The 12845-nt window shown below is 66.0% G+C and carries 14 protein-coding genes and 1 pseudogene; 8 read left to right on the forward strand and 7 right to left on the reverse strand.

The window, feature by feature from the left end; genetic code table 11:
- The 5 genes from D3H34_RS15460 to D3H34_RS15485 all read right to left on the reverse strand — a co-directional run.
- Positions 1 to 755 (reverse strand): ABC transporter permease (locus D3H34_RS15460; protein WP_119554441.1); only part of this gene is annotated, 755 nt, incomplete at its 3' end.
- The gene (locus tag D3H34_RS15465) at positions 752 to 1687 is read right to left on the reverse strand and encodes an ABC transporter ATP-binding protein (RefSeq protein ID WP_434057692.1); all 936 of its coding nucleotides are present in this window, start codon (positions 1685 to 1687) and stop codon (positions 752 to 754) included. The genes D3H34_RS15465 and D3H34_RS15460, both read right to left, overlap by 4 nt.
- Complete coding sequence (locus D3H34_RS15470; RefSeq protein ID WP_119554443.1) at positions 1687 to 2697, reverse strand: ABC transporter substrate-binding protein; 1011 nt, start codon at positions 2695 to 2697, stop codon at positions 1687 to 1689. Before D3H34_RS15470 ends, D3H34_RS15465 begins: the two co-directional genes overlap by 1 nt.
- Positions 2698 to 2734: 37 nt before the next feature.
- Positions 2735 to 3634, reverse strand: coding sequence for a TauD/TfdA dioxygenase family protein (locus D3H34_RS15475; RefSeq protein ID WP_119554445.1), 900 nt, complete (start codon positions 3632 to 3634; stop codon positions 2735 to 2737).
- 754 nt (positions 3635 to 4388) lie between these two features.
- The gene (locus D3H34_RS15485; RefSeq protein ID WP_205736733.1) at positions 4389 to 5489 is read right to left on the reverse strand and encodes a class I SAM-dependent methyltransferase; all 1101 of its coding nucleotides are present in this window, start codon (positions 5487 to 5489) and stop codon (positions 4389 to 4391) included.
- Between the two features lie 60 nt (positions 5490 to 5549).
- Here D3H34_RS15485 and D3H34_RS15490 point away from each other — a divergent pair, with 60 nt between their 5' ends.
- Positions 5550 to 6329 carry an SDR family oxidoreductase gene (locus D3H34_RS15490; protein ID WP_119554449.1) on the forward strand — a complete coding sequence of 260 codons (780 nt, stop codon included), beginning with the start codon at positions 5550 to 5552 and terminating at the stop codon, positions 6327 to 6329.
- An 11-nt stretch (positions 6330 to 6340) separates the two neighbouring features.
- Entirely contained in the window at positions 6341 to 6715 is a 375-nt protein-coding gene (locus D3H34_RS15495) for a dihydroneopterin aldolase (RefSeq protein WP_119554651.1), read from the forward strand.
- A 12-nt stretch (positions 6716 to 6727) separates the two neighbouring features.
- Here D3H34_RS15495 and D3H34_RS15500 read toward each other — a convergent pair whose 3' ends face one another.
- Entirely contained in the window at positions 6728 to 7945 is a 1218-nt protein-coding gene (locus D3H34_RS15500) for an MFS transporter (RefSeq protein ID WP_434057693.1), read from the reverse strand.
- Positions 7946 to 8053: 108 nt separating this feature from the next.
- Between D3H34_RS15500 and D3H34_RS15505 the strand changes: the two genes are divergently transcribed.
- Both D3H34_RS15505 and D3H34_RS15510 read left to right on the forward strand, forming a co-directional pair.
- A complete protein-coding gene (locus D3H34_RS15505) occupies positions 8054 to 8995 on the forward strand; it encodes a LysR family transcriptional regulator (protein ID WP_119554453.1) in 942 nt (313 codons plus the stop codon).
- 75 nt (positions 8996 to 9070) lie between these two features.
- A pseudogene (locus D3H34_RS15510) lies at positions 9071 to 9259 on the forward strand (tRNA 2-thiocytidine(32) synthetase TtcA); the annotation flags it as partial.
- A gap of 508 nt (positions 9260 to 9767) precedes the next feature.
- Here the strand turns inward: D3H34_RS15510 and D3H34_RS15515 are convergent.
- Positions 9768 to 10013, reverse strand: a complete 246-nt coding sequence (locus tag D3H34_RS15515; RefSeq protein WP_119554455.1) for a helix-turn-helix domain-containing protein — start codon at positions 10011 to 10013, stop codon at positions 9768 to 9770.
- A gap of 238 nt (positions 10014 to 10251) precedes the next feature.
- Between D3H34_RS15515 and D3H34_RS15520 the strand changes: the two genes are divergently transcribed.
- From D3H34_RS15520 to D3H34_RS15540, 4 genes are all read left to right on the forward strand, one after another.
- Positions 10252 to 10632, forward strand: coding sequence for a hypothetical protein (locus D3H34_RS15520; protein WP_147400445.1), 381 nt, complete (start codon positions 10252 to 10254; stop codon positions 10630 to 10632).
- A 2-nt stretch (positions 10633 to 10634) separates the two neighbouring features.
- Positions 10635 to 11075 (forward strand): hypothetical protein, encoded by a 441-nt coding sequence (locus D3H34_RS15525; RefSeq protein ID WP_119554459.1) that lies wholly within the window; start codon positions 10635 to 10637, stop codon positions 11073 to 11075.
- 263 nt (positions 11076 to 11338) lie between these two features.
- Positions 11339 to 11875, forward strand: coding sequence for an HAD domain-containing protein (locus D3H34_RS15535; RefSeq protein WP_119554463.1), 537 nt, complete (start codon positions 11339 to 11341; stop codon positions 11873 to 11875).
- Positions 11872 to 12816, forward strand: coding sequence for a metallophosphoesterase (locus D3H34_RS15540; protein WP_119554464.1), 945 nt, complete (start codon positions 11872 to 11874; stop codon positions 12814 to 12816). The genes D3H34_RS15535 and D3H34_RS15540 overlap by 4 nt, the downstream gene beginning before the upstream one ends.
- Positions 12817 to 12845 lie beyond the last annotated feature (29 nt).

Genomic DNA, 12845 nt, shown 5'->3' on the forward strand with positions numbered 1-12845 from the left:
GTGTACAGCTCGTTGCGGTTCTGGAAGATGTACCAGCCCAGCCCGCCCTTGCCCGACGAGGCGCCGAACACCAGTTCGGCTGCGATCAGCGTGCGCCAGGCGAAGGCCCAGCCGATCTTCAGTCCCGACAGGATCGACGGCAGCGCGGCCGGCACCAGGATCTGCAGCACGTAGCGCAGCCCCTTCAGCCCGTAGTTGCGCCCCGCCATGCGCAGCGTCTCGGGCACGCCCTGGAAGCCCGCATAGGTGTTGAGCGCCAGCGGCCACAGCACCGAGTGGATCAGCACGAACACCAGGCTGCCGCGCCCCAGGCCGAACCACAGCAGTGCCAGCGGCAGCAGCGCGATCGCGGGCAGCGGGTTGAACATCGAGGTCAGCGTGTCCAGCAGGTCGCGCCCGATGCGTGTGGACACGGCCAGCGTGGTGAGCCCGAAGGCCAGCAGCACGCCCGCGAGGTAGCCCTGCAGCAGCACAGCCAACGAGATGCGCACCTTCTCGACCAGTTCGCCGCTGGCCAGCCCTTCGATCAATGCACGCGCAGTGGCGGTGAAGGTGGGCAGCAGCAGGTCGTTGTCCTGCCAACGCGCCGACAGCTCCCAGAGCACGGCGATGACGGCCAGGATCAGGCCCTTGCGCAGCCAGGTGTGCGAGGCAATGCGCGCGCCCAGCGGCAGTGCGCGCTCGACCGGCAGCGCGGTGAAGGGCTCGAGGGTGCGCTCGTATTCGGGGCGGATGGGTGGGATGACGGCGCTCATGCAGCAGCACCTTCCGCCGGTTGCTCTTCTTCGAACAGCATGTCGTGAACGCGCCGCGCCGTGGCCTGGAAATCCGAGCCACCAAGGCTGTCGAGCGAGTAGCCGTGGCTGTTGAGTTCGGCGCGCATGCGCCCCGGATGCGGCGACAGCAGCGCCACGCGGTTGCCCACCACCAGCGCCTCTTCGATCGAATGGGTGACGAACAACAGCGTGAAGCGCACCTCGTCCCACAGTTCGAGCAGCTCCTGCTGCATGCGGCGGCGCGTGAGCGCGTCGAGTGCAGCAAAGGGCTCGTCCATCAGCAGCACGCGCGGCTGCATCGCCAGCGCGCGGGCGATCGCCACGCGCTGCTTCATGCCGCCCGAGAGCTGATGCGGATGCACGTCGGCGAACTTCGACAGGCCCACCTTGTCCAGGTAGTGCAGCGCGCGCTCCGCTGCTTCCTTGCGGCCCAGCGTGCGCGAGGCGAGCAGCGGGAACATCACGTTCTGCTTCACCGTCTTCCACGGCGGCAGCTGGTCGAACTCCTGGAACACGACGATGCGGTCGGGGCCCGGCTGCGTCGCACGCCGGCCATCGAGACGGATCTCGCCTTCGACCGGCGGAATGAAGCCGGCCACGGCCTTCAGCAACGTCGACTTGCCGCAGCCCGAGGGGCCGAGCAGCACGAAGCGATCGGCTCCGTGCACGTCGAAGCTCACGCGGTGCGTGGCGCGCACGACGCGCTCGGGCGTGCGGTACTCGAGGCTGACGTTGTCGACCTGAAGCAGCGGCGCAAGGTCCTGACGATGGTCTTGCTCCCTCCCCTCCCGGGGGAGGGCCGGGGTGGGGGCCAGCAGCGCCTGCTTCGCCACGGCGATGCCCGTCCCTGCCCCGACGTCTCCCCAGAGGGGGAAGCCGTCAAACGCCGATCGCGCCTTCGCCGTGGTCATCAGTTCCCCGAAGCCGTGTGCGGGTCGTCGAAGAAATAGTCCTTCACCGACGCCGGCTTGTTCTTGATGGCGCCCACGCGGTGCATGAACTCCGCGAACACGTAGGTGTTCTGCGGCGCGGTCTTGAACTGCACCTCCGGATTCCTGATGATCTTCAGGAGCAGTTCGCGGTCGAGCTTCGCGTTGCTCACCTTCAGGTAGATGTCGGCCGCCTTTTCGGGGTTGGCCGTGACGAACTTCGCCGCCTCGTCGAGCGCATCGACGAATGCCTTGTAGGTCTTCGGGTTCTCGTTTCGGAACTTCTCGGTGGCGTACAGCACCGTGGCCGACGACGGCCCGCCCAGCACCTGGTACGAATTGAGCACGATGCGCGCGTTCGGGTTGCCAGCGAGTTCCTGCTCCTGGAACGGCGGATTGCCGAAGTGCCCCGTGATCTCGGTGCCGCCCTTGATGATGGCCGCGGCCGCATCGGGGTGCGGCAGCGCCACGCTGATCTTGTCGAGCCGGTTGAACTCCTTGTCGCCCCACAGCTTGGCCGACGCGATCTGCAGCACCCGCGACTGCACCGAAACGCCCACCGCCGGCAGCGCGATGCGGTCCTTGTCCGTGAAGTCGGCGATCGACTTCACGTTCGGGTTGTTGCTCACCAGGTAGTACGGGAAGTTGCCCAGCGAAGCCACGCCCTTCACATTCTGCCGGCCCTTGGTGCGGTCCCACAGCGTGAGCAACGGTCCCACGCCGGCACCCGCGATCTCGATGTTCCCCGACAGCAGCGCGTCGTTCACCGCCGAGCCGCCCGAGAGCTTGACCCACTCCACCTTCGCATCGACACCCGCCGCCTTCGCGTGCTTCTCGATCAGCTTCTGCTCCTGCGCCACGTTGAGCAGCAGGTAGACGATGCCGAACTGCTCGGCGATGCGGATCTGCCCTTCGGCATGCGCGGCCAGGCTGCCGGCGAGAAGGCCGAGGCCCGTGACGAGCGCGGCGGCCCTGCGTGTGAAGCGATTCATTGAAAACGTCCGAAGAAAGAAGGAAGAGAGAAGGAAATCAGAACGGCGTGTCGCCCACGACCGTGGTGCGATTCAAGCGGCGGCGCAGGTGGTCGGGCGTACCGGCCGCCAGGTGCATCAGCGAGCGGTTGTCCCAGAACACGAGGTCGTGCGGCGCCCACGCGTGGCGGTACACGAACTCGGGCTTCACGCTGTGCCCGAACAGCTCGGCCAGCAGCGCATCGCTCTCGTCCTGCGGCAGCCCGACGATGCGCGTCGTGAAATGCTCGCTGACGAACAGCGCCTTGCGCCCCGTCTCCGGGTGCGTGCGCACCACCGGCTGCACCGCGGGCGCGACCTTGTCGATCTGCGCCTGCGAGAGCTTCGGACGCCATGGGTTCTTCGCGCGCAGCTCCTCGTACTTCGCAAGGTAGCTGTGCTCCGCCTTCAGCGGAAGGAGGCGTTGCTGCAGTTCAGGGCTCAGCGCTTCCCACGCCAGATGCTGGTCCGCGAACAGCGTGTCGCCGCCTTCGCTCGGCAGCTCTTGCGCGTGCAGCAGCGAACCCAGGCTGGGCTTGGGCTTGTACGAAATGTCGGAGTGCCAGTACACCCCCGCATCGCCCAGACCGATCGGCTCGCCGTTCTCCTTGATGTTCGAGACGATCAGGATCTCGGGATGGTCCTTCAGCTGGAACTGGTGCAGCACATGGATCTCGAGCGGCCCGAAGCGGCGGCTGAACTCGATGTGCTGCGCGGGCGTGATGCGCTGGTCGCGAAAGACAAGCACGTGGTGGTCGAGGTGCGCGCGGTGGATGCGTTCGAAGTCGGCGGCATTGATCGGCTCGGCGATGTCGAGCCCGACGATCTCGGCGCCGACCGGGGCATCGAAAGGCCGCACCTCGAAGTGCTGCGCCGGGGCATCTGCAATCGTGGTTGCGCGGGAAAGAACGGCAGTCATGCCGCGAATGTAGGAGCGAGCTCTTCGTTCCCCAACGAAGTCTTTGTTGCTTGCTTATGACTGGAGTGTTCTTGGCGCTGCGGTGGGTTGTTGAGGTTGCTGTGTTTTCTTGAGGCTGCTGGCCGGGTCTCGGCCCGGCGGCCGACCTACTTTTCTTTGCTTCGCCAAAGAAACGTAGGCAAAAGAAAGGCGACCCTGCTGTCTGCGTCCCTCCGCTTCGCTGCGGGCAACCTGCGGTGCTCACGTTTCGCGGGGTCTCGCCCAAACTCGCTTCGCTCAAACAAGGGCGAGCCCTGATCCGCGAAACGCTGCGCTCCTCGGCGCATACAGAAGGGATGGGGGAACCGGACTCGCCATCGCTTCGCTCGGCTTCCAACGCCGCACGGGCCTTCGCTTCGCTCGGCCTGGCGCTCTCCTCCCGAAGGAGGAGGAAAAGCCCCAGAACAATCAAGGGCCGAGCAAAGCGACGGCCCGCTCCGGCCCGAGCGCAGCGATGGGCCGTCCCCGCCCCCTCCCCTCTGGCTGCGCCGAGGAGCGCAGCGTTTCGCGGATCAGGGCTCGCAGCTGTTTGAGCGCAACGCAGTGGAGCGAGTTCTGCGAGACCCCGCGAAACGCGAGCACCGCAGGTTGCCCCGGAGCGCAGCGAAGGGGTCGCAGACAGTGGGGTCGCCTTTTCTTTGCTTACTTTCTTTTGGCGAAGCAAAAGAAAGTAAGTCGCCCGCCGGGGCGAGACCCGGCCCCGGGAAACAACCCCTCAGAGGGTGTGACTCCGATCCCCCTCAGCAAACCCGACAGCGTCCCAAGGTTCACCAACAGCAAACCCCACCACCTTGAACAACTCCCCCATCTCATGCTCATGAATCAACCGAGCCGCCATCCCCCGCTGCGCCACAGACCCAAGTTCCATCCGCCCCAGGATCCCGCAGTTCAGAAGAAACCGAGCCTGGCTCGTATAGCCAAGCACAGAAAGCCCCGCCTCCTGCCCCGCCACGGCAATCCCGGTGAAGTCGACATGCGCCGTGATGTCCTTGTACCCGACCTCCGACAGCGGATCGCCATCCGCCTGGTGCCCCCGATGGCACATCACCGTCCCCATGTGCCGTTGCGGGTGGTAGTACTCGCCTTCGGGAAATCCGTAGTCGATGAGAAAAGCCGCCCCCTTCTGAAGCCGGTCCGCCAGCGTCGCGATGAAGGCCTGCGCCTGCGGATGCACCTCGGTCAGGTAGTCGTGCGCCCCCGGCACCTCGACCGGCGGCCGCAGCTCGGTCGGCCGGTCCGCCCAGGTCCAGCCGTCACCCGCCGGATTGCGCACCACCCCGCGCTCGAACCACTGCCCCTTCACGCGCGCCAGCAACTGCACCGGCATCGCGTCGAGCACTTCGTTGCCCACCACCACGCCCTGCATCGCCTCGGGCAGCTCGCCCAACCATTCGACGCGCCCCGCATACCCCGCGAGCGCCTGCTGCTGCCGCTCGCGCAAGGTGCCCGACAGGTCGACGATGCGGTAGCGCACGTCGCTGCGGCCCATCTCGCCCAGCGCATGCAGCAGCTGCACCGCGAGCGCGCCCGAGCCGGCGCCGAACTCCCAGACGGTGTCGGTGCCGGTCTTCTCCAGCGCCTCCAGCACCTGCACCGCGAGCGTGTGGCCGAACATCGGCGTCAGCTCGGGCGCGGTCACGAAGTCGCTGCCGGAAGACGGCATGTGGCCGAACTTGGCCGAGGTGTTGGCGTAGTAGCCGAGGCCCGGCGCATACAGGGCCAGGGCCATGAAGCGGTCGAAGCCGATCCACCCGCCCGCGCGCTCGACGGAGCGGGCAATCAGATGGTCGAGGGCGATGGGTAAACTGTTCGTCATTGGGGTCGTCACGGCGCCATTGTCCTCTTCCCCCTGTCTCTCCCCGCTTTCTTCCTTCGCATGAGCGCCACTCCACCCTCCTCCGATCGCCGCCGCACCGTCCTCGTCACGGGCGCGGGCCGCCGGCTGGGCCGCGACATCGCGCTGGCGCTCGCGGCAGGCGGCTGGCAGGTCGCGGTGCACTACCGCAGCTCGCGCGCCGAGGCCGAGCAGACCGTGGCCGACTGCGCCGCGCGCTCGGGCGACTCGGCCCTGTTCGAGGCCGACCTTGCCGACGAGCAGGCCACCCGCGCGCTGCTGCCGCGCGTGGCGGCGCGCTTTCGCGCGGTCGATGCGGTGGTGCACAGCGCTGCCCTCTTCGAACACGACGACGCCGCCAGCTTCAGCTACGCGCTCATGGAACGCCACGCGCGCAGCAACACGGGCGCGGCCATCCTGCTGGCGCAGGCGCTGCACGACCACCTGGCGCGGCGCGATGCGCAGGGCGCCGTGGTGCACCTGCTCGACCAGAAGCTGTGGAACCCGAACCCCGACTTCCTGAGCTACACGCTCTCCAAGGCGGCCCTCGAAGCCGCGACGCCGATGCTGGCGCTGGCGCTCGCGCCGCGCGTGCGCGTGGTGGGCGTGGCGCCGGGCCTCACGCTGGCCAGCCATATGCTCGACGACGACAAGTTCGCGCAGCTGCACAAGCTGTCGCCGCTGGGCCGCTCGTCCACGCCGGACGACGTGGCCGCCACCGTGAAGTTCGCGCTGGAGAACCGTTCGATCACCGGCACCACGCTGCTCGTCGACGGCGGCCAGCATCTCATGAAATTCGAGCGCGATTTCTCGCTCATGTGAGCACCACCACCATGTCCAACAACACGCACGGCCACCAGACACTCACCCTCCAGGGCCTGCGCTTCGACGCCAACCTGGGCATCCTCGATCAGGAAAAGACCGCGCCGCAGCCGATCCTGGTCGACGCGGAACTCAACCTCGGCCCGCAGCCGCTGCTGCCGCAGGACGACGACATCTTCCACGTGCTCGACTACCGCAAGGTGCGCCGCATCATCATCGACGAGTGCACCGCCGAGCACGTCAACCTGCTCGAAAGCATGATCGGCAAGCTCGCCCAGCGCCTGCTGCAGCTGCCCGGCGTGCGGGGCGTGCGCGTGAAGATCGCCAAGCTCGAGATCTTCGACGACTGCGAAGTCGCGATCCGCATCGAAGCCGGCGAGTGGTGAGGCGCAGCCGCCTCAGGCCGCCGAGCCGCAAGTTGCCGCAGGCCTGCTGACCGCCGCCGGCCACAAACGCACGGCCAGTGCTCCCAGGCCCGAGGCCACGCCCAGCCCGGCGACCGCCGGCCAGCCCCATTGCGCCAGCAGCAGCGCGCCGATCGCCGAGCCCGTGGCCATGCCGATGAACACGCCCGTGAAGAACACCGCGTTGAGCCGGCTGCGCGCACCCGGATCGATGCCGTAGACCACCGTCTGGTGCGCGATCAGCGCGGCCTGCAGTCCGAAGTCGAAGCCGATGGCACTGACCACGATCAGGCCCAGCCGCGCCGCGGGCGCCATCCACGGCGCGAACAGCATCGCCGCGAACGACACGGCCACCAGCGCCGCACCCAGGCGGATCACCCGCTCGGGCCCGCGCCGGTCAGCCAGGCGCCCGGCCAGCGGTGCGGCCAGCGCGCCCGCCGCACCGGCCAGCCCGAAGGCACCGGCCGCCGCGCTGCCGAGATGGAACGGCGCACCGTGCAGCATCACGGCCAGCGTCGACCAGAAGGCGCTGAAGCCCACCGACAGCAGCGCCTGCGCGAAGGTCGCACGGCGCAGCGCACCATGGCGTTGCCACAGCTTCGCCAAGGAGCCCAGCAGCGCGCCGTAGCCCAGTTGCGTGGTCGGCTGCAGGCGCGGCAGGCCGCGTGCCACGGCCGCGCCGATGAAAGCGATGCTGGCCGCCGCGACGACGAACATCGCGCGCCAGCCGAAATGCTCGGCCACGAAACCACTGAGCACGCGCGACAGCAGGATGCCCAGCAGCAGCCCGGTCATCACCGTGCCGACGGTGCGGCCCCGGTGCGCCTCGGGCGCCAGCGTGGCGGCGGCCGGCACCACGTCCTGCGCGAGCGTGGCCGTGAGGCCGATCACGAGGCTGGCCGCCAGCAGCGGCGCGACGGAGGACGAGAACGCGGCCCCCAGCAGCGCCAGCACCAGCACGGCGGCCTTCGCGAGGATGATGCGGCGGCGGTCGAAGCGGTCGCCCAGCGGCGCTAGCAGCAGGATGCCGAGCGCGTAGCCAAGCTGCGTGAGCGTGGGCACGAAGCCCACGGCGCGCGCCGACGCGCCGATGTCCGGCCCCAGCACGCCCAGCATCGGCTGGCTGTAGTAGAGCGCCGCGACGCCGAAGCCCGCGCTGGCAGCCAGCATCAGGATCAGCGAGGCCGGCAGTCGCTCATGCGTCAATGGCATGGAATTCATAGCGTTAACCCGTAGATTCAATCGGAAGGGCTGGAGTGTGCAGGGCGCCTTTCCTTGAAGGTAGTCCCTTCACTGGAACAACTGATATACGCTTCACGCATGACCAATCGGCCCGCCCCACCCGCTTCCGCCGACCGCATCGAGTGGATGCAGACCTTCGTGCGCATCGTCGAGGCCGGCAGCCTCTCGGCCGCGGCCGCGCAGATGGGCACGACGCAGCCCACCGTGAGCCGGCGCCTGCAGGCGCTGGAGCGCGCGCTGGGCGTGCGGCTGCTGCAGCGCTCGACCCACGCGATGAAGCTCACCGAGGATGGCGAGCGCTGCTTCGACCGCGCCAAGGACCTGATCGTGGGCTGGAACGCCTTCGAGGCCGAGGCGCGCGGCGCCGAAGACCGGCCCGAGGGGCGGCTGCGCGTGGTGGCGCCGCATGTCTTCGGGCAGCAATTGCTGGTCGGCCCGCTGGCCGCCTACCTGCACCGCTACCCCCAGATGAGCGTCGAATGGCTGCTGCACGACGGCCCGCAGGACCGCACGCCCGACTTCATCGCCGAGGGCGTGGACTGCGCCATCCGCGTCGGCGAGGTGACCGACCCGGCCCTGGTCGCGATCCGTCTGTCCGAGGTGCCGCGCATCGTGATCGGCGCGCCCTCGCTGTTCCAGGACGCGCCGCTGCCCGTGCATGCGCGCGACCTCGAAGCCCTGCCCTGGCTGTCCGCGCGCAATTTCTACCGCACCGAGGTCGTGCTGGCGCACGAGGCCACCGGCGAGACGCACCGCGTGCCGATCCGCCCGCGCATGACCACCGACAGCCACTACGCATTGCGCAGCGCGGCCATGCTGGGCGTGGGCATCGGCGTGCTCTCGGCCTGGATGCTGGCCGAAGACCTTGCCGCCGGGCGCCTGCTGCACCTGGCGCCGCAGTGGCAGGCGGCGCCCGCGCCGGTGTACCTCGCGTACCCGTACGCGCGCTTCTATCCCGCGAAGCTGCGGCGCTTCGTGGAAGCGATGCGCACCGCTTTCCCCGCCGGCCAGCCGGCCTGAAACGGGGCGGATGGCGGGTGAAATGGGGATCGGGGACAATCACCCCCTTCCCCCGACTCCCCAAGCAGCCTGCCCATGAACGCCGTCTGGATCGACGAGGCGCCCGCCGCCGCCGACGCCGCCCCCGCCAATTCCCTGAAGATCGAGCGCGAAACGCACAAGCTCGAGAAGCGCCTGTGCCGCCAGGTGGGCCAGGCCATCGTCGACTACAACATGATCGAAGAGGGCGACAAGGTCATGGTGTGCGTCTCGGGCGGCAAGGATATTGGACTGCGGCCTTGATCTGGTGGCTTTGACTTGCTAACCGCTTGATCTGATTGCAGTTTTTCCGTTAAGGCCAGGAAAAAAGGCGGTGAAGCGCGACAATCGCCGCCTGTATTGCGGAACAGATCCCGAAGTGGAAGGATTTGGCTGTGTTTGAAAGCTAATCCATATTGTCTGCATGCGATCTCGGTGAGGGCCGTGCCGTCGTGATCGCACAGACCTTTCTCCGCGAAGCGCCCTATGACTGAGAGACGACCTGCCACGAGGCTACGCCCCTCGTCTCATTGATTCAGCGGGAATCACAACCGTCGCCGCTTGCCGCAGTAAGGTAGTCAAGCAGTTTTCAGCGACGGCAGCAAAGCAGGCTTCGCATTTCATTCTGCTGCGGAAGGGTGAATTCAGTGGAAGTCCCTGCTCAGGGCACGCGAGTCGTTCCACCACAGCGCGGCCGAGGCCAGCCCCAGGAGCATGCAGCGCTGTAGCGCCAGATTGATACTCTGGTCGGTCGCTAGGAGCGCCGAACCACCGGCGAAACGAGCAGCGAAACGTCGACATCCAGTGCAGTTGCAAGGCGCTCGAGATTGTCGATGGAGATATTCCTCTCCTCCCTCTCGACTGCCCCTACAAACGTCCGATGAAGCCCGGCAGCCTCTGCAAGCTGCTCCTGGGAGATGCGGCGTTCCGCGCGGATGACACGTAGATGGAACGCCACCCTTTGCCTTGCACTTTGCGTTCTTGGTTGAGGTTGGCCCATCCACCAAGAATTGCCTGTCTGGCATTTTTTATCGACAGCGCTAAGATAGCGATTTGATGTGTTTGAGTAGCAAATCAGCTATCCGAGGCGCAGTGAGTAATGTTCGTACGCCTTGATGAACTGTTTGAGTATCAGATCAGCAAGGCATCCGCGACCAAGCTTCACATAGGACTACCAACCTATAGGGCTCATTTTTATGTTTGTGACGATGGATTCGCATGAGGTGAGGATCTCTTCCATGCTGGCCGGTCCCGGTGTGAGATGCTGGAGAGCGGTCAAGTTGAACTTGTCGATCCCCTTCTTCTTCCCGACCTGGGTGGTGCAAGAAGACGACCTCGAGGTCCCGGAGCGAGCTCTGCTGATCTATGAGAGCGACTTCCTCGATCTCTTCGAGAGCGTGGGGCCGCAGTCACTGCGACACCTTCAGTATCTGGCGCCAATGGAGAGCGATCGTGATCGCTGGCAAATTCGGGACATTCGAAAGATCTGGTCGGCAACCAGCGGCGACGCCGATCAAGTCGAACATCTGGTCCTCGAAGATGAGAGCGGAGCGCAGTTCACACACTACTACATGGGCACTTCGTTCAGCATTCGGCATCAGATCTGGCCGGTCAACTGAGCATGGAAATCCCGCTCCTGCTATCCCTCGCTGTCGTCTTGGTTCTTTTCTACTGGGTCTGGATCGCGTCCCCGCGTTCTATCCAGACCGGGCGCGAGCAGTTGCTCCGGGTGCAAAGCCAGGCATCCGGTGCGACCTTCTTCCCGGTCGATCCGCGCCGCATGCTGGGCGATTGGGATGAAACCTGCATCCTGTTCGATCCGGATGCGCGCAAGGCCTGCATCGTCAGCTGCGGAAAGAAAGCCCGGACGGTCGACTTCGAGTACTTCAACACTTGGCAACTCAAGTGGACCGAATACCCCGGAAACCCGGTGCTTCGCTTTCAGCGCGTGCACTTCCTCTTCGAGACCAGTGACTTCGACCGCCCGACGATCCGCGTCGCCGTGCTCTCCAGGTCCGATGGTGAGGCCTGGAACGCCAAGCTCTCGATCCTGATGCCCTGAATACGCTGCTGTGGTCGAGCTATGAGTGACATCCAGTCATCTATCCGCACGATCCAGCAAGTGCTGGCTGCCGCGACTGCGGTCTCGGGTGGGGACCTCGAGGCGGCCATCCTCTGGTACAGGAACGAGCCACTCGCGCTGTTTGATTGCAGGACCGCCGAGTCGCTGGTAGCCGAGGGGCGAGCCGCCGATGTGCTCCATCTCCTTGAGTCCTTCCAGGCGGGGTTTATTGGGTGATGAGGCCCTGCACTTGCCGTCTACCCATGGCAGAAGCGACGCTGATCCAGGATGCCGTTGGCCGCACGGGTGATTCCAGCGATTTGCTGTTCCTGGATATCGACGGTGTTCTTCATCCTGTCGGCGTGGACTACTCGTTCAGCAGCAGGTTCTTCAGCCATTTGCCGCGCCTGGAGGAGATCCTTCGTGAGTTCACGTCTGTGGATGTCGTCATCTCGTCGGATTGGCGACGAGCCGAAAGCATCGAGCAGTTGCAGCGCTATTTCAGTGCTGACATCCAGCATCGGATCATCGGAGCGACGCCGCAGATTGACCCCCATGTAGTGGTCCACCACCGGCGCCAGTTGGAAATCCAGGCCTGGCTCGATGGGAATGGCCGCAGCGACGCGGAATGGGTCGCACTTGACGATTGGCCCTCGAACTTCGAAGCGGGCTTCGCGCGGCTCGTCCTCACCGATCCCAAGCTTGCATTCGATCAAGACAGCTTCCAGGAACTGCGCTCGCACTTCCTGCGGTTTGTGGCCGGCCGATGCTTCGTCGCCACTTCGGCGCACATGAAATGAAACCTCTCACCCCGTCAGGCCCCCATGCGCGACCCGAGCACGAGCAGTCAGCGCCAAAGCTGATGTTCTTCGGCGACCCCCATGGCGACCTCGAGCCCGTGATCGCTGCGGTCGAGCGCTTCCGGCCTGAGGCGATCATCCTGCTAGGCGACATCCAGGCGCGCCAGCCCCTGCACATCGAATTGCGACCGATCTTGAATATCACCGAGGTCGCATGGATCCCAGGCAATCACGACACTGATTCGAATGGTGATTTCGATCACCTGTTTGGATCCGAACTCTCAGATCGCAACCTGCACGGGCGCATCGTAGAGATCGCCGGGTACAAGGTCGCGGGCCTGGGTGGCATCTTCCGCAGCAAGATCTGGGATCCGCGGCGGCCGATCGAAGAGGCGGCGTTCCAATCGAGCGACGCCATGCGCCGCACCATGAAGCGCGAGGAACGGTGGCGCGACGGCATCTCCCGCAAGCACCGGTCCTCAATCTTCCCGGATGAGTACCAGCGGTTGCTGCGGAGCGGACCCGCCGACATCCTGGTGACGCACGAGGCGCCGTCGGCTCACCCGCACGGCTGGCAGGTGATCGACGAGCTCGCCGAGAAGCTCGGCGTCCAGCTGGTGGTTCACGGCCACCACCACCGGTGCATCGACTATGTCGGGGAGGGCTTGATGACCACCGCGGCGCCGTTCCGGGCCTTCGGCGTCGACATGGGCTCGCACCTGGCGTGGCCGCGGAGTCCCCAGGAAGCAGCTGGGTTGGAAAGCCCGCCACAAGACTTACTGAATCTCGCGACCCAAGTGTTCGGCGGAGCAACCGAAGCCTGGTTAAACAAGCCGCACGAACTGCTCGATGGTCAAACGCCGGCGGCGTTCGCGGCCGGGGGTGGCTCTGACAAGGTGCGGTCGATCCTCAACGCGATTCAACACGGCGGTGTCGTATGAGGGCTGGTGGATATGGGCCAGGAGATTCG

This window comes from Acidovorax cavernicola, from assembly GCF_003581445.1.

Bases quoted from the DNA above. Each gene is read 5' to 3' on its own strand.
- D3H34_RS15540 (WP_119554464.1), top strand. From the start codon at position 11,872: ATGAAACCTCTCACCCCGTCAGGCCCCCATGCGCGACCCGAGCACGAG.
- D3H34_RS15485 (WP_205736733.1), bottom strand. From the start codon at position 5,489: ATGACGAACAGTTTACCCATCGCCCTCGACCATCTGATTGCCCGCTCC.
- D3H34_RS15490 (WP_119554449.1), top strand. From the start codon at position 5,550: ATGAGCGCCACTCCACCCTCCTCCGATCGCCGCCGCACCGTCCTCGTC.
- D3H34_RS15505 (WP_119554453.1), top strand. From the start codon at position 8,054: ATGACCAATCGGCCCGCCCCACCCGCTTCCGCCGACCGCATCGAGTGG.
- D3H34_RS15495 (WP_119554651.1), top strand. From the start codon at position 6,341: ATGTCCAACAACACGCACGGCCACCAGACACTCACCCTCCAGGGCCTG.
- D3H34_RS15535 (WP_119554463.1), top strand. From the start codon at position 11,339: ATGGCAGAAGCGACGCTGATCCAGGATGCCGTTGGCCGCACGGGTGAT.
- D3H34_RS15500 (WP_434057693.1), bottom strand. From the start codon at position 7,945: ATGCCATTGACGCATGAGCGACTGCCGGCCTCGCTGATCCTGATGCTG.
- D3H34_RS15470 (WP_119554443.1), bottom strand. From the start codon at position 2,697: ATGAATCGCTTCACACGCAGGGCCGCCGCGCTCGTCACGGGCCTCGGC.
- D3H34_RS15515 (WP_119554455.1), bottom strand. From the start codon at position 10,013: ATGGGCCAACCTCAACCAAGAACGCAAAGTGCAAGGCAAAGGGTGGCG.
- D3H34_RS15525 (WP_119554459.1), top strand. From the start codon at position 10,635: ATGGAAATCCCGCTCCTGCTATCCCTCGCTGTCGTCTTGGTTCTTTTC.
- D3H34_RS15475 (WP_119554445.1), bottom strand. From the start codon at position 3,634: ATGACTGCCGTTCTTTCCCGCGCAACCACGATTGCAGATGCCCCGGCG.
- D3H34_RS15520 (WP_147400445.1), top strand. From the start codon at position 10,252: ATGCTGGCCGGTCCCGGTGTGAGATGCTGGAGAGCGGTCAAGTTGAAC.
- D3H34_RS15465 (WP_434057692.1), bottom strand. From the start codon at position 1,687: ATGACCACGGCGAAGGCGCGATCGGCGTTTGACGGCTTCCCCCTCTGG.